The organism is Micromonospora trifolii (genome assembly GCF_050516465.1).
Lineage (GTDB): Bacteria > Actinomycetota > Actinomycetes > Mycobacteriales > Micromonosporaceae > Micromonospora > Micromonospora trifolii.
Map to the genome: position 1 here is coordinate 5,125,150 of NZ_CP191526.1, position 21,512 is coordinate 5,146,661.

General features: G+C 72.0%; 21 protein-coding genes. 12 read left to right on the forward strand and 9 right to left on the reverse strand.

The genetic code is table 11. The features are described from left to right. Positions 1 to 8 precede the first annotated feature (8 nt). From ACQRWP_RS23830 to ACQRWP_RS23845, 4 genes are read right to left on the reverse strand one after another with little or no spacing between them, the layout of a single operon-like run. The gene (locus ACQRWP_RS23830; protein WP_430497862.1) at positions 9 to 1,295 is read right to left on the reverse strand and encodes a hypothetical protein; all 1,287 of its coding nucleotides are present in this window, start codon (positions 1,293 to 1,295) and stop codon (positions 9 to 11) included. After that, entirely contained in the window at positions 1,292 to 1,576 is a 285-nt protein-coding gene (locus tag ACQRWP_RS23835) for a hypothetical protein (RefSeq protein WP_430497864.1), read from the reverse strand. The genes ACQRWP_RS23830 and ACQRWP_RS23835 overlap by 4 nt, the downstream gene beginning before the upstream one ends. Next, the gene (locus ACQRWP_RS23840) at positions 1,570 to 1,821 is read right to left on the reverse strand and encodes a hypothetical protein (protein WP_430497866.1); all 252 of its coding nucleotides are present in this window, start codon (positions 1,819 to 1,821) and stop codon (positions 1,570 to 1,572) included. Before ACQRWP_RS23840 ends, ACQRWP_RS23835 begins: the two co-directional genes overlap by 7 nt. A gap of 1 nt (position 1,822) precedes the next feature. After that, positions 1,823 to 2,008 (reverse strand): helix-turn-helix transcriptional regulator, encoded by a 186-nt coding sequence (locus tag ACQRWP_RS23845; RefSeq protein ID WP_430497868.1) that lies wholly within the window; start codon positions 2,006 to 2,008, stop codon positions 1,823 to 1,825. Positions 2,009 to 2,116: 108 nt separating this feature from the next. Between ACQRWP_RS23845 and ACQRWP_RS23850 the strand changes: the two genes are divergently transcribed. Both ACQRWP_RS23850 and ACQRWP_RS23855 read left to right on the forward strand, forming a co-directional pair. Further along, positions 2,117 to 2,617, forward strand: coding sequence for a helix-turn-helix domain-containing protein (locus tag ACQRWP_RS23850; protein ID WP_430497870.1), 501 nt, complete (start codon positions 2,117 to 2,119; stop codon positions 2,615 to 2,617). Beyond that, complete coding sequence (locus ACQRWP_RS23855; RefSeq protein ID WP_430497872.1) at positions 2,617 to 3,723, forward strand: tyrosine-type recombinase/integrase; 1,107 nt, start codon at positions 2,617 to 2,619, stop codon at positions 3,721 to 3,723. Before ACQRWP_RS23850 ends, ACQRWP_RS23855 begins: the two co-directional genes overlap by 1 nt. Positions 3,724 to 3,743: 20 nt before the next feature. On the opposite strand, the gene ychF is transcribed toward ACQRWP_RS23855, so the two are convergent. After that, on the reverse strand, positions 3,744 to 4,829 hold the full coding sequence (gene ychF, locus ACQRWP_RS23860; protein ID WP_430497874.1) for a redox-regulated ATPase YchF: 1,086 nt from the start codon (positions 4,827 to 4,829) through the stop codon (positions 3,744 to 3,746). A gap of 143 nt (positions 4,830 to 4,972) precedes the next feature. On the opposite strand from ychF, the gene ACQRWP_RS23865 reads away from it, so the two are divergent. Next, entirely contained in the window at positions 4,973 to 5,542 is a 570-nt protein-coding gene (locus ACQRWP_RS23865) for an exonuclease (RefSeq protein WP_430497876.1), read from the forward strand. Positions 5,543 to 5,545: 3 nt separating this feature from the next. On the opposite strand, the gene ACQRWP_RS23870 is transcribed toward ACQRWP_RS23865, so the two are convergent. Together ACQRWP_RS23870 and ACQRWP_RS23875 are read right to left on the reverse strand one after the other, a co-directional pair. Next, positions 5,546 to 6,280, reverse strand: coding sequence for a Type 1 glutamine amidotransferase-like domain-containing protein (locus ACQRWP_RS23870; protein WP_430497878.1), 735 nt, complete (start codon positions 6,278 to 6,280; stop codon positions 5,546 to 5,548). Between the two features lie 121 nt (positions 6,281 to 6,401). Next, positions 6,402 to 6,905, reverse strand: coding sequence for a hypothetical protein (locus ACQRWP_RS23875; RefSeq protein ID WP_430497880.1), 504 nt, complete (start codon positions 6,903 to 6,905; stop codon positions 6,402 to 6,404). A gap of 138 nt (positions 6,906 to 7,043) precedes the next feature. On the opposite strand from ACQRWP_RS23875, the gene ACQRWP_RS23880 reads away from it, so the two are divergent. From ACQRWP_RS23880 to valS, 9 genes are all read left to right on the forward strand, one after another. After that, positions 7,044 to 7,553 carry a SigE family RNA polymerase sigma factor gene (locus ACQRWP_RS23880; protein ID WP_430497882.1) on the forward strand — a complete coding sequence of 170 codons (510 nt, stop codon included), beginning with the start codon at positions 7,044 to 7,046 and terminating at the stop codon, positions 7,551 to 7,553. Next, complete coding sequence (locus ACQRWP_RS23885; RefSeq protein WP_430497884.1) at positions 7,550 to 8,068, forward strand: hypothetical protein; 519 nt, start codon at positions 7,550 to 7,552, stop codon at positions 8,066 to 8,068. The genes ACQRWP_RS23880 and ACQRWP_RS23885 overlap by 4 nt, the downstream gene beginning before the upstream one ends. Positions 8,069 to 8,286: 218 nt before the next feature. Beyond that, positions 8,287 to 9,711 (forward strand): FAD-binding oxidoreductase, encoded by a 1,425-nt coding sequence (locus ACQRWP_RS23890; protein ID WP_430497886.1) that lies wholly within the window; start codon positions 8,287 to 8,289, stop codon positions 9,709 to 9,711. Positions 9,712 to 9,796: 85 nt separating this feature from the next. After that, positions 9,797 to 11,275 (forward strand): DNA-3-methyladenine glycosylase 2 family protein, encoded by a 1,479-nt coding sequence (locus ACQRWP_RS23895; RefSeq protein WP_430497888.1) that lies wholly within the window; start codon positions 9,797 to 9,799, stop codon positions 11,273 to 11,275. Beyond that, entirely contained in the window at positions 11,272 to 11,781 is a 510-nt protein-coding gene (locus tag ACQRWP_RS23900) for a methylated-DNA--[protein]-cysteine S-methyltransferase (protein ID WP_430497890.1), read from the forward strand. Before ACQRWP_RS23895 ends, ACQRWP_RS23900 begins: the two co-directional genes overlap by 4 nt. A 38-nt stretch (positions 11,782 to 11,819) precedes the next feature. Further along, on the forward strand, positions 11,820 to 13,676 hold the full coding sequence (locus tag ACQRWP_RS23905; RefSeq protein WP_430497892.1) for an ABC transporter ATP-binding protein: 1,857 nt from the start codon (positions 11,820 to 11,822) through the stop codon (positions 13,674 to 13,676). After that, positions 13,673 to 15,553, forward strand: coding sequence for an ABC transporter ATP-binding protein (locus ACQRWP_RS23910; protein ID WP_430497894.1), 1,881 nt, complete (start codon positions 13,673 to 13,675; stop codon positions 15,551 to 15,553). The genes ACQRWP_RS23905 and ACQRWP_RS23910 overlap by 4 nt, the downstream gene beginning before the upstream one ends. 123 nt (positions 15,554 to 15,676) lie before the next feature. Then, a complete protein-coding gene (locus ACQRWP_RS23915; RefSeq protein WP_430497896.1) occupies positions 15,677 to 17,239 on the forward strand; it encodes a trypsin-like serine protease in 1,563 nt (520 codons plus the stop codon). A 160-nt stretch (positions 17,240 to 17,399) separates the two neighbouring features. Continuing rightward, positions 17,400 to 20,015, forward strand: a complete 2,616-nt coding sequence (gene valS / locus ACQRWP_RS23920) for a valine--tRNA ligase (protein ID WP_430497898.1) — start codon at positions 17,400 to 17,402, stop codon at positions 20,013 to 20,015. 47 nt (positions 20,016 to 20,062) lie between these two features. On the opposite strand, the gene ACQRWP_RS23925 is transcribed toward valS, so the two are convergent. Next, entirely contained in the window at positions 20,063 to 20,707 is a 645-nt protein-coding gene (locus tag ACQRWP_RS23925; protein ID WP_430497900.1) for a hypothetical protein, read from the reverse strand. 93 nt (positions 20,708 to 20,800) lie between these two features. Next, on the reverse strand, positions 20,801 to 21,511 hold the full coding sequence (locus ACQRWP_RS23930) for an ABC transporter permease subunit (protein ID WP_354947849.1): 711 nt from the start codon (positions 21,509 to 21,511) through the stop codon (positions 20,801 to 20,803). Position 21,512 lies beyond the last annotated feature (1 nt).

A 21,512-nucleotide genomic window follows, 5' to 3' on the forward strand; every position in this document is an offset into this window, starting at 1 on the left:
GGTGCGGGTCACGCGGTCTCCGGGCGCATGGCTCGGCAGGCGAGGCAGTTGGGGTGTTCGGGTCGGTTGCTGGCGACCCACCAGCCGTGTGGGCTGTCGGGCTCCGAAGGGAGCACCGCGTCAGGGGGTGCTCCCTTCGCTCCCTTCGCGCTCCCTTCGGGGCGTTCCCCGTTCCCCACACCTAGGGGCGGGAACGTGGGAACGGCATCAGCACCGCCTGTTCCTCGTTCCTCGGGAACGGCGCGGGAACGCCGGGAACGCCACTCGCGAAGGGTGTCCATCGCCCTGGTGGTGCCCCAGCTCAGTCGGTCCTTGACGTCGTTGACGCTCTTCGGCGGCGGGTCGAGCCGGTCCAGCTCGGCCAGGTCGGCGACGTTGACGCCCACGGCTGCGGCGGCCTCGCCGAGCTGCGGCGTGGTGACCGTCCAGCGGATCCGGTCGGTGCTGCTGTCCAGCTTGAACTGGCCGACGCTCGGCTCTTTGCCCTCTGCTGGGCAATGCCGGCGCAGACCGCCGTGCCGGTCCTTGTTGATGCTCAGGAACGCCGACCCGCCACGGCCGGGCGTGAACTGCTCGTTGATGGTGACCCGGATGGACACCCCGCCGATGGCGCGGCGCTTTGCGGCGGTGCCGGTCGGCCCGCTGGCCCGGCTCTCCGTGTTCTTCGGCAGGTGGTCGATGGCCAGCACGGCAGTACCGACCATCGCCATCGGCTTGAGCACCGCCGTGTGCGCCAGCGTGAAGTCGTCCGGGGAGTTGCTGTTGAGTCCCATCAGCGGGAGCAGCTCGCCGACGGAGTCAACCACCGCGACGGCCGGGCGCCACTTCTTGGCGTCCTTCACGACGGCCATCAGGTGCGCCTTGTCCTCCGGCTCGACGTAACGGAACAGCTCCGGGTCGCGGAGCACCTTCTCCGGCACCTCCATGTCGAGGAAGCGCGAGATCGTGGCCTGCGGGCCGTTGTGGTCGATGTCGACGAACAGCACCTTCCGACCGGCGATCAGCGCCTCGGACGCGGCGGCCTGGGCGACGAGCGTCTTACCGCTCTCCGGGTCCCCGAAGATCAGGTTGACCTGCGCGGCGTAGAAGATCGCGTTCCCGTCGTCGCGGTGCAGCAGCACGGGCGCTGGCGGGTCGGGTATGCCACCGTCGAGCAGCGCGGCCACGTCGAGGTAGAGGGCGTTCCCCTGTTCCTCACCCCCTGTGTGGGGAACGGGGAACGCCTCCCCGACCGGGTCGACGAAGCCTCGGCTGATCGCTTCGTCGACGGCCTGTTCGTCGGTCAAGGTGGTCACGCTGCGGTCTCCAGTCTGCGGACCGGGCGACCGGTCTCGAAGTCGACGGGTCCGCCCGGGTAGATGCGGTAGGGGCGGCCCTCCCGTTCGGCGCGTGCGCGTGCGGCCCGGTCCATTTCGTCGAGGCGCGCCTGGACGCGCTGCTCTCGGGTGGCCCGGGGCTCGCGGTGCTCCGCCCAGGTGCCGTGCAGCTCGTTGACGTCGGCGTCGTAGCGGCCCCGGACGTACGCGGCGAAGATCAACGCGTGCACCTGGTCTGCGTCGTACGCCAGGTTCACCACCGGCGACCGCCCTTGATCAGGCGTAGCCGCGGCCGGGCCAGCTGGACGAGGAACGCGGCGGCGAGGTCGCCGAACCGCTCGGGCTGCGCGTCGCGGTGCTCGGGGCACCGGTCGTCGGGGACGCACCCGACGCGCGGGCACTGTGCGACGTCGGCGGGCGTTGCTACGCTGGCCGTGGTCTGCCCGACCTGTTCTGTCGACGCCCCTGGATTCGCCGTCCGGGGGCGTTGTCGCGTCTGCGGCATCTCAGGCCGCCACCACGGCCTCGTCGCCCTTGGCGAGCCATGCGGCGACGACGCTCTCGGGATACAGCACACGGCGGCCTCGCCGGACGCCCTTGGGGCCCTTGCCGACGTGACGCCAGTAGCGGACGGTGCTCGGTGCCGTCCGGGCGACCTCGGCGAATTCCTCGGTGGTGAGGTACTTCTCCACAGCTACTCCTAATGCGCTGGTCACATAAGCGAGGGATGCGTTTCGCTCATGAACTCAAGCATGACCAACGCTTGCCGTCAAGCTTCAATCACATCTAGAGTCATGCGGGTGACGCATAATGACACCTCATCCGCAGAGCAGAGGTTCGGCGCGCAAGTCCGAAGAGCCCGGGAGGAGCGTGGTTGGAGCCAGGAAGCTTTGGCACGGAAGTTGCGCGACACAGCCGGCATCGAACTTCACCAGACGGCCATCGCACGTCTGGAGCGAGGTGAACGGGCGATTCGGCTCAACGAAGTGACTGCGCTGGCGCGGATCCTCGATCTTGACCTCACCGAGTACGGCGGGAGCGGAGTACGGCTGACGCATGACGCGTACGAGCAGGCCAAGGAACAGCTTCAGCGGCTGTATCAGCAGCAGACGGAGGCGAGGGAGCAGGCCCGGAGCGCGCGCGACGTCCTCAGGATGGCGGACGAGGAGGTCGGCAAGGCTGAGGATCGACTGACTGCGCTGCGGCAGCGGATCACGGTGCTGGAGGTGGCGGTTGAGCAGTACGCCGTCGACCACAACCTCACCGCCGACCAGTTCACGCCCGGCGACGATGAGGCCTGATGGCGAGCATCAAGAAGCGGCCCAACGGGAAGTACCGGGCGCGGTACCGCGACGAGTCCGGCAAGGAGCACGCTCGCCACTTTGACCGGCGGGTCGACGCCCAGCGCTGGCTGGACGAGGTGACGGCGGCGTCGGTCACCGGTCAGTACGTTGATCCGCGCGCGGGGTTGATCACCTTCACCCGCTACTTCGGAGAGTGGTCCGAGCGGCAGTTGTGGGCGGCCGGCACGGACAAGGCGATGCGGCTGGCCGCTCGGTGCACGACGTTCGGTGACGTGCCGATGAAGGCGCTACGCCGGTCGCACATCGAGACGTGGATCAAGACGTTGCAGACGCGCGGCCTGGCGGCGAGCACGATCAAGACCCGGTTCAACAACGTCCGATCAGTGCTCCGGGCGGCAGTCCGTGACCTCGTCATCGTCAGGGACCCGAGCGAGGGTGTGACCCTGCCGCGTGCCCGCCGCGCGGCCATGGCCATGGAGATCCCGACCCCGGCTCAGGTGGGGGCGCTGCTAGGTGCGGCGCCCCCGTGGTTCCGGACGTTCATCTCACTCGCGGCGTTCGCCGGGCTGCGCCTGGGCGAGGCCGCCGGCGGCCAGCTCGGCGACATCGACTTTCTCCGCCGCACGCTCCAGGTCACCCGCCAGGTCCAGCGCGGCCCGGGCGGCACGGTCATCATCACGCCGCCGAAGTACGGCAGCGAGCGGGCGGTCTACCTGGCTGACGCCCTGGTGAAGGAACTGTCGGTGCACGCCACCTCGATAGCGGAGAAGAGTCCGCGGTGGCTGTTCCTCGGCGAGGGTGACGACCCGATGCACCAGAACACGATCGGCTACTGGTGGCGCAAGACGTGCCGGGCGGCCGGCGTCGAGAGCACGACGTTGCACGACCTGCGCCACTTCTACGCCTCGGGTCTGATCGCCCAGGGCTGCGACGTAGTGACCGTCCAGCGGGCGCTGGGACACCGCAGCGCAACGGTGACCCTGAAGACGTACGCGCACCTCTGGCCGACCGCCGAGGATCGCACTCGGAAGGCCGCCGATTCGCTGATTCTGGAGGCTCTCGCGGACTCCTCGCGGACCGCTGGCACAACCAAGGCGCTCTGACCAGTGCAGGAGGAGATCGACTACACGTTGAAGCGGAACTCCACCACGTCGCCGTCCTGCATGACGTACTCCTTGCCCTCGATGCGGACCTTGCCCGCCGCCTTGGCCGCCGCCATCGAACCGTGCTCGACCAGGTCGTGGTACGAGACCACCTCGGCCTTGATGAAGCCGCGCTGGAAGTCGCTGTGGATGACGCCTGCGGCCTCCGGCGCAGTGGCGCCGACCGAGACGGTCCAGGCGCGCGCTTCCTTGGGGCCGGCCGTGAGGTACGTCTGGAGGCCGAGGGTGCGGAAGCCGACCCGGACGAGCTGGTTGAGGCCGGGCTCGTTCTGCCCGATCGACTCCAGCAGCTCGCGGGCCTCCTCCTCGGGCAGGTCCACCAGCTCGGATTCGATCTTGGCGTCCATGAAGATGGCCTCGGCGGGGGCGACCAGGGCGCGCAGCTCGTCGAGGAACGTCTCGTTGGCCAGCTCGGCCTCGTCGACGTTGAAGACGTAGAGGAAGGGCTTGGTGGTGAGCAGGTGCAGCTCGCGCAGGTGCTCCAGCTCGATCTTGGCGGCGGCGGCCCCGGAGTAGAGGGTGGTGCCACCGTCGAGCACCTCGATCGCGGCCTTCGCGGCGGCGACCGCGGCGGCCCGGTCCTTGCGGAGCTTGGCCTCCTTCTCCAACCGGGGCAGCGCCTTGTCCAGGGTCTGCAGGTCGGCGAGGATCAGCTCGGTGTTGATCGTCTCGATGTCGTCGGCCGGGGAGACCTTGCCGTCGACGTGCACCACGTTCGGGTCGGAGAAGGCCCGGACGACCTGGCAGATCGCCGAGGCGTCCCGGATGTTGGCCAGGAAGGCGTTGCCCCGGCCCTGCCCCTTCGACGCGCCACGGACCAGGCCGGCGATGTCGACGAACGACACCGGCGCCGGCAGCACCTTCTGCGAGGAGAAGATCTCGGCCAGCTTGCCCAGCCGCTCGTCGGGCAGCCCGACCACGCCGACGTTGGGCTCGATGGTGGCGAACGGGTAGTTCGCCGCCAGCACGTCGTTCTTGGTCAACGCGTTGAAAAGCGTGCTCTTGCCGACGTTGGGCAGGCCGACGATGCCGATGGTGAGACTCACGACGGGCCAGCTTACGCCGGTCCCGGCCGGGCCGGTCCAGGCGGCTCCGATTCGGCGCCGTGCCGGTGGTCGATCGTCGGTCCCGCCGGGGCCCGTCGGGCGTTGCTAATCTCCCGGTTCGATGTTCCGCTGCTGGAGGTGTGATGACCTCGATGTTGCCTGAGCTGTACATCGCCGTCGATGTGGAGGCGGACGGGCCGATCCCCGGGCCGTACAGCATGATCTCGCTGGGCATGGCCGTGGCCGGCCGCCCGGACCTGACCTTCTACACCGAGCTGCGTCCCATCTCCGACGAGTTCGTCCCGGCGGCGCTGGCCGTCTCCGGCCTGGACCGGGACCGGCTGCTGCGGGAGGCGCCCACCGCGCAGGAGGCGATGTCCGCCGCGGCGGCCTGGGTCAACGGGCTGCGCCGGGTCGGCCGTCCGGTCTTCCTCGCCGCCCCGGCCGTCTGGGACGGCATGTTCGTGCACTGGTACTTCGTCCGCTTCGTCGGGCACAGCCCGTTCGGTGCGACCGGCTCCGGTGTTGATCTCCGCAGCTACTGGATGGGGTTGACCGGCAGCGAGTGGGCCCAGACCCGCCAGGGCACGATCAAGCACGAGCTGGGCCTGCACGACATGCCACACACGCACCACGCCGGGGAGGACGCCGCCGAGCTGGCTCAGGTCTTCGACGCGGTGCTGCGCCGTCGACAGCCGATCGAGGAGGCGTGACGCTCAGCCGAGCCGGCGGGGGGCGATGACCGCCTCCCGGACGCTGCCGTCCGCGCCGCGGCTGACCTCGTACGCCGAGACTCCCTCGCGGTCCGCGATTGCCTCGACCAGCCGGGTGCCCCGGTAGACCAGGCCGACACCGTCGTCGGTGCAGTGGCTGGTGGGGAGCGTGCCGTCACCGACCAGCTCGTGCATGAGCGGGCGGCGCTGGCCCTCGCTGTCGTAGTGCACCCCGTTGCCGTAGGGCAGCCAGGCCAGAGCCTCGGTGAAGCCGCGCAGCCGGAGGCCGAAGCTGTCGGTGGCGCCGCCGACATGCCAGCAGATCGAGCCGGCGGAGACGCCGGCCAGCACCACGCCGGCCTGCCAGCACTCGTGCAGGATCTCGTCGAGCCCGTGCACCCGCCACACCGCGACCAGGTTGGCCACGCTGCCACCGTCGACCCAGATCACGTCCTGGGCGAGCAGGTGGGCGCGGACATCCTCGACGTTCGGCATCGGGAACAGGGCGAGGTGTGACAGCCGGAACCGGGTGTCGGTGAACGCGCTGTAGACGGCGGCCAACGAGGTGGGCTGGTCGCCGACGGCCTGCCCGAGGTAGCAGACCCGCGGCTGCGGGCCGGCCTCAGCCAGCTCGGCCGCCAGCTCGAAGACCGGGCTGGGACGCAGGTCGTAGGGCCCGCGGCCGCCCCGGAAGAAGCCCATGCTGGTGGCGATGATGGTCGGTTCGCTGGCGGGCATCGGAGCGTCCTTCCGTCGGGGGCGGTGCGGCGTCCATCCTGCCGCAGCCGGTCTCCCGCCCGCTCGGTACGGGGCCGGGCCGCCACCCGCGGGTGGCGGCCGGGCCCCGCCAGCCTCACGATCAACGTGACTGGTCGGGCCGCCGTTGGCGGGGCACCTCGACCTCGGGCCAGTGAGCCAGGGCCGGGCGGTCGGCCGGGGGCAGTTGCGCGGCGGCGGCGCGGGGCAGGGTGAACCGGTCGGCGGCGGCCGGGCCGGCCGAGACCGACTCGCGCAGCATCCAACGCACCTCGTCGGCCGTCCAGCCCAGCCCCGGCCGCGCGGCGATCTCGCGGATCAACCGCCTGCCGACCCTCGTGTCGTCGTCGTAGAAACGCATGCACCAGTGGTGCGTCCACATCCCGAGCGCCCGCAGGCCCGCGTCGTCGAGGGAGCCGGCCAACCGGCCGCAGGCCGTGTCGGGGAAACTCTGCTCGGGGCCGCCCGCCCGGTCCCGTTCGATGGCGCCCACGGCGGCCGGCGCGACGGCCCGCATCCGGCGGTAGAAGGACTGCGCCACCGCGCGGGGCAGCGGCGGGAACGCACCCGGTGTCGACGCCGCCGCCCAACCCGCCACGCTCGTCATTCGCCGCACCCCTTCTTCAGTTGGTGGCCGGACGCTACCCGGCACGACCGACACTTTCGGGCCGAAAAACCCCACCGAGCGTGGATAGCGACGATGACCTGGGACGTCTGTATCTGTGACAACGAAACGGGGTGGTGGGTGGACGAGGACGAGCGCGCGCGGCTGGCCGAGTTCGTCGGCAGCCGGACTCCGGCGCTGATGCGGGTCGCGTACCTGCTGACCGGGGACCGCAACGCCGCCGAGGACCTGTTCCAGTCGGCGTTGGCGCGGACGATCCCGAAGTGGGGAACCATTCGGCACGCCGATCCCGAGGGCTATCTGCGGGTGGTGATGTACCGCGAGCAGATCAGCTGGTGGCGGCGACTTCGCCGGTGGCGGGAGACACCGCTCAACCCGGCGGACGAACCGGTCGGCGGCGACCCGAGCAGCGGCTCCGACGTGCGGTTGGCGATGCGGGCCGCGCTGCGTCACCTGCCACCGACGCAGCGGGCGGTGGTGGTCCTCCGCTACTACGAGGACCTGCCCGAAGCCCGGGTGGCCGAGTTGCTGGGCTGCTCGGTGGGGACCGTACGCAGCCGTACCCATCGAGCGGTGAAGCGACTGCGCGACCTGCTGCCGGACGTCGACAGGCTGGAGGTACGGCGATGACCGAACCCTTCGAGCACCTCATCCGCTCCACCCTCACCGACCTGGCCGAGGAGGCACCGATCGTGCATGACCAGTTGAGCCGAGCGGAACGACGGGTGCGCAACCGACGCCGCGCCACGGTGACGGTGGGGGCGGTGAGCACCCTGGCGGCGATCCTGATCGCCACCCCGCTCGCCCTGGCCGCGACCGGCTCGGACGAGCCTCCCCCGGCCGTGCCCAGCCCGGCCGGCCCGGCGGCCGTGCCCAGCCCGCCCGTGCCCACCCCGTCCGCCCCCACCACGGTGCCGACGGTCGTACCGAGCCCCGGGGGCGCGGAAGCGAACCCGTCGATCACACCGGGCCCGCCCGGCGCACCGGGCCAACCGACGGTCAAGCCGAGCCCGCCGGGCCCGCCGGGCCAGCCCGGCAGGCCAGGCGCACCGGGCGACCCGTCCGTCTCACCAACCCGGTCGACTCCGCTGGGCCCGCCCGGTGTGCCGGGCCGGCCGACTGTCACGCCGAGCCCGTCGCGTTGAGCAGAACCGGTCAGGTCGGTGGTTCTTCCGCCCCGGCCTGACCGGTCAACCCAGGAGATTCCGGTCACCTTCGCGCGGCGCTCCCCGTACCGGCGAGCGCCGCGCGTCGCAGCGGACAGCGGGCGCCGGTCTACCAAATTTGTCGAGGCCGGCGTGCCCGCTCATTCTTGGGCCATGACCGACTCCGGACACCCGAGGTGCGAGCTGCGGGGGCAACGATGAGCACCGCCATGGCCCGGGTGCCCGACTCCCTGCGGGGGCAGATCGTCACACCTGGCGACCGCCGGTACGCGCAACTGCGCTCGACGTACACCAGGTCGGCGTCACCGGCCGCGGTTCTGCTGCCGAAGACCACCGCGCAGGTGGTCGACGCGCTCCGCTACGCGCGGGAACAGCGGCTGCCCATCGCGGTCCGCAGCGGCGGGCACGGCCTGTCCGGAGCCTCGTCCAACAACGGTGGGGTGGTCATCGACCTCTCCATGCTCAACCGGGTTCAGGTGATCGACGAGCGGGCCGGGTTGGTCCGGGTCGAGGCCGGCGCACGCTGGGCGAACGTGGCGAAGGCGCTGGCACCGTACGGCCTGGTGATCAGCTCGGGTGACTACGGCGGCGTCGGCGTCGGCGGCCTGGCCACCGGCGGTGGCGTCGGCTGGTTGGTCCGCGCCCACGGCCTCACCATCGACCGGGTCCGCGCCGTCGAGGTGGTGCTGGCGGACGGGACGCTGGTACGCGCGGACGCCGAACACGAGCCGGAGCTGTTCTGGCTGGTCCGCGGGGCCGGGGCCGGCGCGGGCATCGTGGTGGCCTTCGAGATCGAGGCGGCCGAGCAACGCAACGTCGGTGTCGCGCAGTTGGTCGTCGAGGCGCATCCGGACGGTCGCACCGTCCGGGAGTGGACGAGCTACCTCGCCCAGGCGCCACGGGAGTTGTCCGCGGCCGGCGTGGTGTTCGCGGAGGGTCGATCGGTTCTCATGTCCATCACCGCCGTGGTCGCCGCCGAGAGCCTGCGCCGGGCCCGGCCGGCGGTGGAACCGCTGCTCGCCATCGGCAAGGTGCTCGAACACCGGACCGACCTGCTGCCCTACCCGACGCTGGTGCCGACCGCGCACCTCAACCCCAACGTCGGGCAGCAGCGTGGCACGACCACCAATGGTCTGTTCACCGCACTGGACGACGCCGGGGCGCGGGCCGTGACCCGAGCGGTGACCGGGCCCGGACGGGCGGTGATCCAGCTCCGTTCGTTGGGTGGGGCGGTCAACGACGTCGCTTCCGACGCGACCGCGTACCCGCATCGCCACCAGGACACGCTGATCGTGGCCTCGGTGTTTCCGCCGCAGGCCGACGCCGCGTTGAACGCCGCCTGGCGGGCCGCCGGGGCACGCGCCGACGGCGCGTACGTCAACTTCGAGAGCCGGCCGGACCCGGTCGCGTTCGCCCGGATCTATCCGGGCGAGACCGGGGCGCGGGTCCGACGGCTGTGGAAGCGGTACGACCCGGACGGTGTGTTCCGTTCGGCCCTGCTGACCGGCCAGGCCAACCGCGCCAGCCAGGGCAACCGGTCGAACCGCGCCGGCCAGGCCGACCGGAGCGGGCAGGCCACCCGGACCGGTCGGTCCGGTCAGCCGCACCGACGCCGCCGCTGACCGGAGGCGGGCCCGCGCCCGGCGCGCACACCCAGGTCCGATTCCCGCCAGCCGATGACCGGTCGAGCGGGGCATCATCGGTGACATGGAGATGGACTTCGAGCGGTGTTACCGGGCCGTGGACAGCCGTGACCAGCGGTTCGACGGCTGGTTCTACACCGGCGTGACGTCCACCGGGATCTACTGCCGGCCGTCCTGCCCGGCGATCACGCCGAAGCGGCAGAACGTCCGGTTCTTCCCGTCCGCCGCCGCGGCGCAGGGCGCCGGGCTGCGCGCCTGCCGCCGCTGCCGGCCGGACGCCGCGCCCGGCTCACCGCTCTGGGACGTTCGGGCGGACGTGGTCGGCCGGGCGATGCGGTTGATCGCCGACGGGGTTGTCGACCGGGACGGCGTACCGGGGTTGGCCTCCCGGCTGGGCTACACCGAACGGCACCTGCACCGGATGCTGAGCGCCGAGATGGGCGCCGGACCCCTCGCGCTGGCCCGGGCCCAGCGCGCCCAGACCGCCCGGATCCTGATCGAGACGACCGAGCTGGCGATGGCCGAGATCGCGTTCGCCGCCGGCTTCGGCAGCGTGCGGCAGTTCAACGACACGCTTCGCGAGGTGTACGCGAGCGCCCCGTCGGACCTGCGCACGGCCCGTGGCCGCCAGCAGTCGCCGGCCGGGGCGGGGACCATCGCGCTCCGGCTGGCGTACCGCCCGCCGCTGCACGCCCGGGCGCTGCTCGACTTCCTGGCGGTGCGGGCGTTGCCCGGTGTGGAGGAGGTCCGCGACGGGACGTACCACAGGGGTCTGCGGTTGCCGCACGGCACCGGCCAGGTGGCGTTGACCCCGGCGGACGGGCACGTGGCGGCGACGTTGCGGCTCGCCGACCTGCGCGACCTGGCGCCGGCGGTGGCCCGCTGCCGCCGGTTGCTCGACCTGGACGCGGACCCGGCGGCCATCGACGCGACGCTCGCCGCCGACCCGGCGCTGGCCCCGGTGGTCACCGCCGAACCCGGCATCCGCGTTCCCCGCGCCGTCGACGGTTTCGAGCAGGCCGTCCGCGCCATCATCGGCCAACAGGTCTCGGTCACCTCCGCGAGAACAACACTCACCCGCCTCCTCGCCCACCGGGTTGATCATGAGGTTGACGAGGCCGATGAAGATCAAACTCCAGGTCAACCTCATGATCAACGGAGTGAGCTGCGCGGGTTCTTGAGCGCGGAGGACCTTTTGTCGGTGCCGGATTCGGGGTTTGGGATGCCGGTGGGGCGGCGGGAGGCTTTGCGGGGGTTGGCTCGGGCGGTCGTTGACGGGTCCGTCGACCTCGCGCCGGGGGTGGATCGGGAGGAGGCCGTTCGGCGGCTGCTCGCACTGCCCGGCATCGGCCCGTGGACCGCCAACTACCTGGCCATGCGCGCCTTCGGCGACCCGGACGTCCTCCTCAGCTCCGACCTCGCGGTCCGGCGCGGCGCCGCCGCGCTCGGCCTACCCGACACCCCACCGACCCTCGACAGGTACGCCGAGCGTTGGCGTCCCTGGCGGTCCTACGCCACGATCAGACTCTGGAGAGCGGCATGAACATCGACAGCACCGTACTGAGCACACCGGCCGGCCCGTTGAGCATCCTCGCCGGTCCCGACGGTGACGTACTGGCGGCCGGCTTCACCCCGGACCCGGCGGCGCTGCTGCCCCTGGTCCACCCGACCCTGCGGGCACCGCTGCGGGCGAGGGCCGACCTCGGCCCGGTCAGCGCGGCGGTCCACTCCTACCTGGACGGTGACCTCGCCGCCATCGACGCGGTGCCGGTCCGTCAACGCACCGGTGGCGAATTCATGGCACATGCCTGGCAGGTGCTGCGCGAGGTGCCGCCGGGCACCCCGGTCACCTACACCGGGTACGCCGCGCTGGCCGGTCGACCACCGGCGGTGCGGGCCGCCGCGGCCGCCTGCGCCCGGAACGCGGCAGCCCTCTTCGTGCCCTGCCACCGGGTTCTTCGCACCGACGGCACGCTCGGTGGCTACCGCTGGGGGCTGGACGTGAAGAGGTGGCTTCTCGGTCATGAGCGACGCTTGACAGCAAACTGACAGAGGCATCGACACCTGTTAGACGCTACCGTCTGGTAGTGCCTGTGGAGAGCGACGGCGAACCGGCCGCCCGGGCCGCCGCGGGCACCCACCCCGTGCACAACCTCTGGCGGCTGCGCCCCTACCTGCGCCCGTACGCCGCCGAGTTCGCCTGGCTGCTCGTCGCGGGCCTCGCCGGCACCGCGGCCGGGATCGCCGTGCCACTGGTAGTGCAGCGGGTCGTTGACGGGCCGGTGGCCCGACACGAACCGGCCGGGCTGCTCCAGCTCGGCGGCCTGGCGCTGCTGCTCGGCGTCGTCGAGGCGGTGCTCATCTTCATCCGCCGGTGGGTGCAGTCGTCCTCGGCGGTGGGCATGGAGGCGGCACTGCGCGCCGACGTCTACGCGCACCTGCAACGGCTGCCGACCAGCTTCCACGACCGCTGGCAGTCCGGCCAGTTGCTCTCCCGGATCACCAGCGACCTGTCGGTGATCCGCCGGTTCCTCTCCTTCGGCGTGTTCTTCCTGGTGCTCAACCTGACCACGTACCTGGTCGTGGTGGTGCTGCTGATCACCCTGCACCCGGCACTCGGGGTGCTGGTCGCGGCCAGCGCGGTGCCGCTGCTGCTGATCAGTCGCCGGTTCGGCCGGCACTACCACGCCGCGTCCCGCCGGATGCAGGATCAGCAGGGCGACGTGGCGACGCTGGTCGAGGAGACCGCGCAGGGCCTGCGCACCATGAAGGCGTACGGGCGGGGGCCCGAACTGGCCGCTCGCTTCGCCAGTGCGGCCCGGCGGCTGCACGACACGGGCATCGGCAAGGGGCGGCTGCTGGCCAACACCTCGGCGCTGCTCGACCTGGTGCCCAACGTGACCCTGGGCGTGGTGCTGGCGGCTGGGGCGGCCGCCGCCGCGCAGGGCGCGCTCACCATCGGCGAGCTGGTCGCGTTCGTCAGTCTCCAACTGATGCTCATCTGGCCGGTGCAGTCGCTGGGTTGGATCATCGCCAACGGTCAGGAGGCGGCCACCGCCGCCGACCGGATCCAGGAGGTGTTGGACACTCCGCCGGAGATCGTGGATTCTCCGGGCGCGGTCGCGTTGCCGCGGGACGCGGTGCACGGTCGGCTGCGCTTCGAGCGGGTGGCGTTCAGCTACCCGGGTGCCACCACTGGGGTGCTGCGCGAGATCGACCTGACCATCGAGCCGGGCGAGACGCTGGCCCTGGTCGGCGCCACCGGCTCCGGCAAGAGCACGCTGCTCTCCCTGGTGCCCCGGCTGCACGAGGTGACCACCGGCCGGATCACCCTGGACGGGCACGACCTGCGCGAGCTGCGGCTGGCCTCGCTGCGCCGGCTGGTCGGGGTGGCGTTCGAGGAACCCACGCTCTTCTCCATGTCGGTGCGGGAGAACCTCACACTGGGTCGCCCGGACGCCGGCGACGACGAGATCCGCGCGGCCCTCGCACTGGCCCAGGCCGACTTCGCGTACGACCTGCCCTGGGGGTTGGCGACCCGGGTGGGCGAGCAGGGGTTGTCCCTCTCCGGCGGGCAACGGCAACGACTCGCGTTGGCGCGGGCCGTGCTGGGCCGACCGGCGGTGCTGGTGCTGGACGACCCGCTCTCCGCTCTCGACGTGCACACCGAGGCCCTGGTCGAGGCGGCGCTACGGCGGGTCCTGCGCGACAGCACCGCGCTGCTGGTGGTGCACCGGCCGTCGACGATCGCGCTGGCCGACCGGGTCGCCCTGCTGGAGGACGGGCGGATCACGGCGACCGGCCGGCACTCCGACCTGCTGGCCACCGTTCCGGCGTACCGGGCGCTGCTCGCCGCCGAGCCGCCCGCCGGGCATCCACCGTCGGCTGGGGCCAGCGGGCCGAGTTCGTCCCCTTCGGACGGGTGGGGGCTGGTGCGCTCGTGAGCGTGCCGGAGCAGGCCGACCCACCTCCCGAGGAGGAGCCCGAGCTCACCCGCTGGCGCGGAACCGCCACCGACCCGGAGGCCGACCGCAGTCGAGCCGAGGACACCAGCCCCGAGGCGGTGTCCCGGCTGCGCCGGCTCAGCCGCGCCCTGCTGGGCGACCTGCTCCGCCCGCATCGGAGGCGTCTCGCCGCAGCGGTCGCCCTGCTGCTCGCCCAGAACGCCGCCGCGATGGCCGGCCCGTACCTGGTCATGATCGGCATCGACCGGGCCATCCCGCCGTTGCGCGCCGGCGACTCCGGCCCGCTGGTCACCGTCGCCGGGGCGTTCGCGGTGGCCGCGGTGACCGAGTACGCGGCCCGCCGCGGCTTCCTCACCCTCTCCGCCCGGATCGGCCAGGCCGTCCTGCTCGACCTGCGGCAGCGGGTGTTCGGGCACTTCCTGCGGCTGTCGGTGGGCTTCCACGAGCGGTACACGTCCGGCCGGATGGTCTCCCGGCTCACCAGCGACCTGGACTCGATCGCCGAGCTGGTCGACGGTGGGATCGACAGCCTGGTGCTGGCCGGGCTCTCGATCCTGTCGGTGGCCGCCATCCTGCTCTGGCTGGACCTGCCGCTGGCGGCCGTGACGCTGTTCGCCTTCCCGTTCCTGTTCTGGCTCTCCCGCTGGTTCGCCCGGTCGTCGGCCAGCGCGTACCGGCGGACCCGGGACGCGGTCGCGCTGGTCATCGTGCATTTCGTCGAGTCGATGCGGGGCATCCGGGCGGTGCAGGCGTTCCGCCGGGAGCCTCGCAACCAACGGATCTTCGTGGCGCTCGGCGACGACTACCGGCGGAGCAGCCTGCACGCGTTCCGGCTGATCGCCACGTACTCGCCCGCGATCAAGCTGGTCGGCAACGTCACAGTGGCGGTGGTGCTCTGCTACGGCGGTTGGCGGGTGCTCGGCGGGCAGACCGAGATCGGTGTGCTCGCCGCGTTCCTGCTCTACCTGCGCCGCTTCTTCGAGCCGATGCAGGAGCTGAGCCAGTTCTACAACTCGTTGCAGTCGGCCACCGCCGCGCTGGAGAAGTTGGCCGGGGTGCTCGACGAACGACCGACGGTCGCCGAACCGGCCCGGCCCACACCGCTGCCGACCGGCCCCGGCCGTGGTGAGTTGATCTTTCGGGCGGTCGGCTTCGGCTACCGGGCCGACACCCCGATTCTCTGCGGGCTGGAGCTGACCGTGCCGGCCGGGCAGACCGTGGCGCTGATCGGCCCCACCGGGGCGGGCAAGTCGACGATCGCCAAGCTGGTCGCCCGGTTCCACGACCCCGACACCGGCACCGTCCGGTTGGACGGGGTCGACCTGCGCGACGTACTCGACGCCGACCTGCGCCGCGCGGTGGTGCTGGTGACGCAGGAGAACCACCTGTTCAGCGGGACCGTCGCGGAGAACATCCGGTTCGGCTGCCCGGGGGCCGACGACGCCGCCGTCCAGGCCGCCGCGCGGGCGATCGGCGCGCACGACTTCATCGCCGCACTACCCGAGGGGTACGCCACTCAGGTGCACCGGCGCGGCGGCCGGCTCTCCGCCGGGCAGCGGCAACTGGTCGCGTTCGCCCGCGCGTTCCTGGCCGACCCGACCGTGCTCATCCTGGACGAGGCGACGTCGTCGCTGGACGTGCCGACGGAACGTCTGGTGCAGCGGGCACTCGGCACCATCCTGCGCGACCGCACCGCACTGGTGATCGCCCATCGGCTCTCCACAGTGGAGACCGCCGACCGGGTGCTCGTCCTCGACGGCGGAAGGGTCGTCGAGGATGGCGCACCCGCCGTGCTGGCCGAGGCCGACGGCCGGTACGCCGCCCTGCATCGGCAGTGGCGGGAATCACTGGTCTAGCTACAATCACGGCTCGTCGGCCGCACCCGCCTGGTGAGGCCGGCAACAACGACCGGATAGTTCCGGCCGGCACCACCGAACACACGGGGAGGGTACGGGGTGCGCACACGGGGACGCTTGATCGTGGCTGGGCTGACCGTCGTCGGTCTGATCGGAGCCACCGTCGCGGTGACCAGAGGAGACGGAGCCGAGCGCCCGTCGACGACGGCGGCAGCGGCTGAGGAAAGGCTGGGCAGCGCGACAGCCAGCGGAGCGAGCACGGCACCGGGCGCAACCGCCTCCGGTGGCGTCGCGACCGGGCCGCAGACGGAGCAGAAGACGGAGCCGAATGCCGCCTCCGGGCCGGTGCGCGTCCGACCGGCCCAGGCGATCGCTCAGGCCGCGCCCGAATCGGTCGCGTACCTGCGCGACCGCTACCGGATCTCCACGACCGAGGCGGCCCGGCGGCTCGCCCTCCAGGAACTGTCCGCGCCCCTCGCCGCGCGGCTGACCGAGCAGGTCCCGCGCTCGTACGGCGGCATGTGGCTCGACCAGAAGGCCGGCGGCGTGCTGACCGTCGGAGCGACCGACGTCGCGGCGGTGCAGGCGGCCGTGGCCGAGGTAACGGACCCGGTGAACGTCCGGGTGGTCGCCGTGCGGCACACAGTGAGTCAGCTCACCGACGCCGCAGCCGCCATCGCCGTCACCCTCGACGCGTCACCCGGCTCGGATGTCGTGGTGGATCAGCAGGCCAACGAGATCGTGGTGCTCACCGGCGACAAGATCACGGCGGACCACCCGCGGCTGGCCGAGGCACGCCGCTCCGCTGGGGTGCCGACCCGGACCCAGGCCCGGACCCCCGCGACCAACGTGCAGAAGGCGTGCGACCCGCGCTACTGCGCACAGGCGCCGATGCGCGGCGGCATCCGCCTGGACGTGCCCCGTGACGACGGCACCGTCGGCGGCTGCACCACCGGCTTCAACCTCACCGTCGGAGTGCGCGACGCGTACGTCCTGACCGCGGGGCACTGCGTCGTTGGCGGACGGCACCAGCAGGTCGACCGGACCTGGCACCAGTTCCTCGGCCCGAAGGTGCCCGTGACCGTGGAGGCGCCCAACCCCGACCTGGCCGAAAACGCCTACCCGTACGACTACGCGATCATGCCGTACCAGCCTGCGGCTCTGCGCCAGTGGACGTACCCGCGGGGGACAAGGAGCGCACCCAGTCTGGTCAACTACTGGTGCGTCGCGGACAACCCGCGATGCGCCACCAGCGGCAGCCGGGACGTACGGATCACCGGCTACGTGCCGTGGAGCGCCATCCAGAGCGGTTGGGTCGTCTGCGCGACCGGGTCGGCGTACACCCCGAAGGCCGGTGAGCAGTACGTCGACTCCGGCGCCGGCGCCGGCTACGTGCCCGGCACCCGGTGCGGGGAGATCACCGGCAAGAGCAGCGGCGGCATCGACGTGCGGATCTGCGCCCGGCCGGGAGACAGCGGCGGGCCGCTGTTCACCGAGGCCGACGGCAAGGCGCTGGGCATCCTCTCCAACGGCGACCCGGGGCAGGGCGCCTGCACCAACCCGAACGAGCAGAACTCCTACGCCCCGATCTCCACGATCCTGGAGCGGGCCAACGCCCGCAGCGGCGACAGGCTGCGGATCCGGCTGGCCACGTCCGGCCCGGTGGCCGGCCCGGTCGCACGCTGACGGGTGGGCCGACCGGCACCAGCCGGTCGGCCCCCAGCGGTCGACCCGGACACCTCGTCGGTGGCTGCCGCCGCGCCGGCCGACAGCCCTTCGGCACGAATTGTCGTGGCGCGCCGGTTAACCCGTGGTCCGGCCGTTGGCCCCTGCCTACGATCGCAGGATGACCGATACGGCGAGGACGGCCCGCGCCGGCGTTCCCGAGCGTCCGACCCTGGACGGGCTCGAGGAGAGCTGGGCACGCCGCTGGCAGGAGGAAGGCACGTACGCGTTCGACCGCTCGAAGACGACCGTTCCGGGTCGCGGCGCGGCGTCAGACGTGCCGAGCCGGAATGGTCGCAGGAGCGACGTGTTCTCGATCGACACCCCGCCGCCGACCGTATCGGGCGAGTTGCACATGGGGCACGTCTTCTCGTACACGCACACCGACACCACCGCGCGGTACCAGCGGATGCGCGGCAAGGCCGTCTTCTACCCCATGGGCTGGGACGACAACGGCCTGCCCACCGAGCGTCGGGCGCAGAACGTGTACGGGGTGCGCTGCGATCCGGCGCTGCCGTACGACCCGGTGTGGCGACCACCGGCGGCTCCGGTCGACGACGCGGCCCGCCGCGACCCCACCCCGATCTCCCGGCGCAACTTCATCGAGCTGTGCGAACGGCTGACGGTCATCGACGAGCAGGCCTTCGAGGCGCTGTGGCGGCGGCTCGGGCTCTCGGTGGACTGGTCCCTGACGTACACGACGATCGGCCGGATCGCCCGGACCACCAGCCAACGGGCGTTCGTCCGCAACCTGCGCCGTGGCGAGGCGTACCAGTCGGAGGCGCCGACCCTCTGGGACGTGGGCTTCGCCACCGCTGTCGCCCAGGCGGAGTTGGAGGACCGGGAGCGCCCCGGTGCCTACCACCGACTGCGATTCGCGGCGGCCGACGGGCGTGAGGTGCTCATCGACACCACCCGACCCGAGCTGTTGCCGGCCTGTGTGGCGCTGGTCTGCCACCCCGACGACGAGCGGTACGCCGACCTGGTGGGCGCCACGGTGCGCAGCCCGCTCTTCGACGTCGAGGTGCCGGTGTACGCCCATCCACTCGCCGATCCCGGCAAGGGCACCGGCGTCGCGATGGTCTGCACGTTCGGTGACCTGACCGACGTCACCTGGTGGCGTGAGCTGGGGCTGGACACCCGGGTGGTGATCGGCCGGGACGGTCGGCTGCTTCCCGAGCCGCCGCACGGGGTGCCGGCGCAGCCGTACGCGGCGCTGGCCGGGCAGACCGTCAACGGCGCCCGCCGGGAGGTCGTCGGGATGCTGGCCGACGCCGGTGACCTGATCGGCGAGCCTCGCCCAATCACCCACCCGGTGAAGTTCTACGAACGTGGTGACCGGCCACTGGAGATCGTCTCGACTCGACAGTGGTATCTGCGCAACGGCGGCCGGGACGAGGCGCTGCGAGCCACGCTGCTAGGCAGGGGCGAGCAACTGCACTGGGTGCCGGCGCACATGAAACACCGCTACGACAACTGGGTGGGCGGCCTGAACGGGGACTGGCTGGTCAGCCGTCAACGCTTCTTCGGGGTGCCGGTGCCGGTGTGGTACCGGCTCGACGACACTGGCGAGCCGGACTGGTCCCACCCTCTCACGCCGGACGAGTCCGCGCTGCCGGTCGATCCATCCAGCGATCCGGCGCCCGGTTACGACGAGTCGCAGCGCGGCCGGCCGGGCGGCTTCATCGGCGACCCGGACGTTCTGGACACCTGGGCCACCTCGTCGCTGACCCCGCAGATCGTCGGTGGCTGGGAGACCGACCCGGACCTGTTCGCCCAGGTCTTCCCGATGGACCTCCGCCCGCAGGGGCAGGAGATCATCCGGACCTGGCTCTTCGACAGCGTGGTCCGTTCGCACTTCGAGCACGGGGTGCTGCCCTGGCGGGACACCGTGCTCTCGGGCTGGATCCTCGACCCCGACCACAAGAAGATGGCCAAGTCCAAGGGGAACGTGGTCACCCCGCTGGCCCTGTTGGAGCAGCACGGCTCGGACGCGGTGCGCTACTGGGCGGCCAGCGGCAAGCCCGGCATGGACCTGGCCTTCGACCCGGCGCAGATCAAGGTCGGCCGGCGACTGGCCACCAAACTGCTCAACGCGTCCAAGTTCGCGCTCGGGCTGGGCGCGGCGGACGCGTTGCGCGCCCCGGCGACCACACCACTGGACCGGGCCATGCTCGCCGAGCTGGCCACCGTGGTCACGGCAGCGAGCACCGCCTTCGACTCGTACGACCACACGGCGGCCTTGCAGGTCACCGAGGCGTTCTTCTGGCGGTTCTGCGACGACTACATCGAGCTGGTCAAGGAGCGGGCCTACGGCACCGGCGCGGCGGCCGACTCCGCACGGGCGGCGCTGGCCTCGGCGCTGTCGGTGCAGCTGCGGCTGTTCGCCCCGGTGCTGCCGTACGTGACGGAGGAGGTCTGGTCGTGGTGGCGGTACGGCTCGGTGCACCTGGCGCCGTGGCCCACCACCTACGAGGTGGCCCGGACGATCGAGGGGTCGGGTGAGCCGGCGCTGCTGCGGCTCGCCGGTGACGCGTTGAGCCAGGTGCGACGGGCCAAGTCGGAGCGGAAGCTGTCGATGAAGGCGGAGGTGCCGTTGGCGGAGGCGCTCGGCCCGGCGGCGCTGCTGGAGCAGCTCACGCTGGTCGCCGACGACCTACGGGCGGCCGGCCGGATCGCCAAACTCGATCTGCTCCCGGACCGTACCCCGGAGCTGGTCATCGCCTGCGCCTTCTGACCGGGGTCCGCCGCCGCCGCCCGCTCGGGCGGTGGCGGACCGGCGGGTCACCAGCCGCGCAGGAAGCGCAGCCCGAGCAGGAACGCGATCACGGAAGGCCCGACCAGCAGGGTGATCGCCTGGAGGCGGTACGGCATCCGGTGCCGGGTCAGCTCGCCCGCGTTGCCCAGCACGATGGCCCCGGCCAGCATCAGGAACGCGCCCCACCAACCGGTCTCCAGGTGGATCAGATCCACCCGGATCAGTTGCAGGGTCAGGCCGAGCAGCGCTCCGGTCAGCGCGAGCAGGGCCACCGCGCGGTGCAGGCCGCGGGCCAGCGGGTGGGCCGCACGCCAGCCGTAGGTGCCGGCCACCGCCAGGCAGGGCAGCACCACCATGAGCGGCCAACCCCGCCCCATCACGCCGAACATCAGCAGCGCGCCGACCGCGAAGACCATCGTGCCGACGCAGGCGAGCATGTACCCGGCGAAGGCCCGGCCGCCGCCACGCGCCAGCAACGGCCCGCCGCTGGCCGCGATCAACGCGGCCGGGATCAGGATGAACACCGCCCACCAGTGGAACTGGCCGCTGCCCTGAGCCGCCGTGGCGACCGTGGCACACGCCAGCCCGGCGACAGCCAGGCTGGTCAACCACGGCCGGCTGCTGCGGGAGTATGGCTCAGCCAACGACGTCTGCTCCGCTTCGACGCTCACGCCCATCAGCCTGGCCCGATGTGACCCGACCGGTCCATCCGGCCAGCCCTACCGCCGCGCGGGGGCTGGCCGGAACAGCGTCCCGCACCGCTGTCAGCTCGTCTCGCCCGCCACGCTGAACGAGCGCAGGCGATCGATGGCGAGCACTGTGAAGCCGACGCTCACCAGCGCGGTCATCACCGACGCCACCGGCACCGACACGCTGGTCTCCAGCAGCCCGGTGGGGGCGATCCGGTCGGCGAGGGCGATCACGTACTGCTGGATGGAGAGCACCTTGGTGCCACTGACGAAGTTGCCCAGCAGCCCCTCCCAGATCAGCACGTAGACCAGCCCGAGCAGCACCGGCCGCCTGGTGACCAGGCTGAGCGCGAGGAACAACGCCGAGTACGCCAGCGCGCCGAGCGCCGCCGCGAACGCCAGCGCAAGACCGAGGCGTACCGAATCGGCCAGCACTCCCGCGACGTAGAGCGGCACCGCCACGGTGACCGCGGTGACCCCGGCGGCCACCGCGAGCTTTGGCAGCACGATCTGCCAGCGCGGCAGCGGCTTGGTCAGGATGTGCACGACAGTGCCGTCGTCGATCTCGGCGCCCAACACGCCCGTGCCGATGATCAGCGCGACCACCGGCAGCACCACGGCCAGCCCGAGGCCGACCAGCACCGGCGGCCCCCACTCGCCCGGGTCCACCCCCAACGACCGGCAGAGCACGGCCAGCCCGAGCAGCACCAACGGCAGCGGTAGCAGCAGCAGGAACCGACGTCGGCCGAACAACCCGCGCGCGGTGATCCAGGTAACTGTCGACATG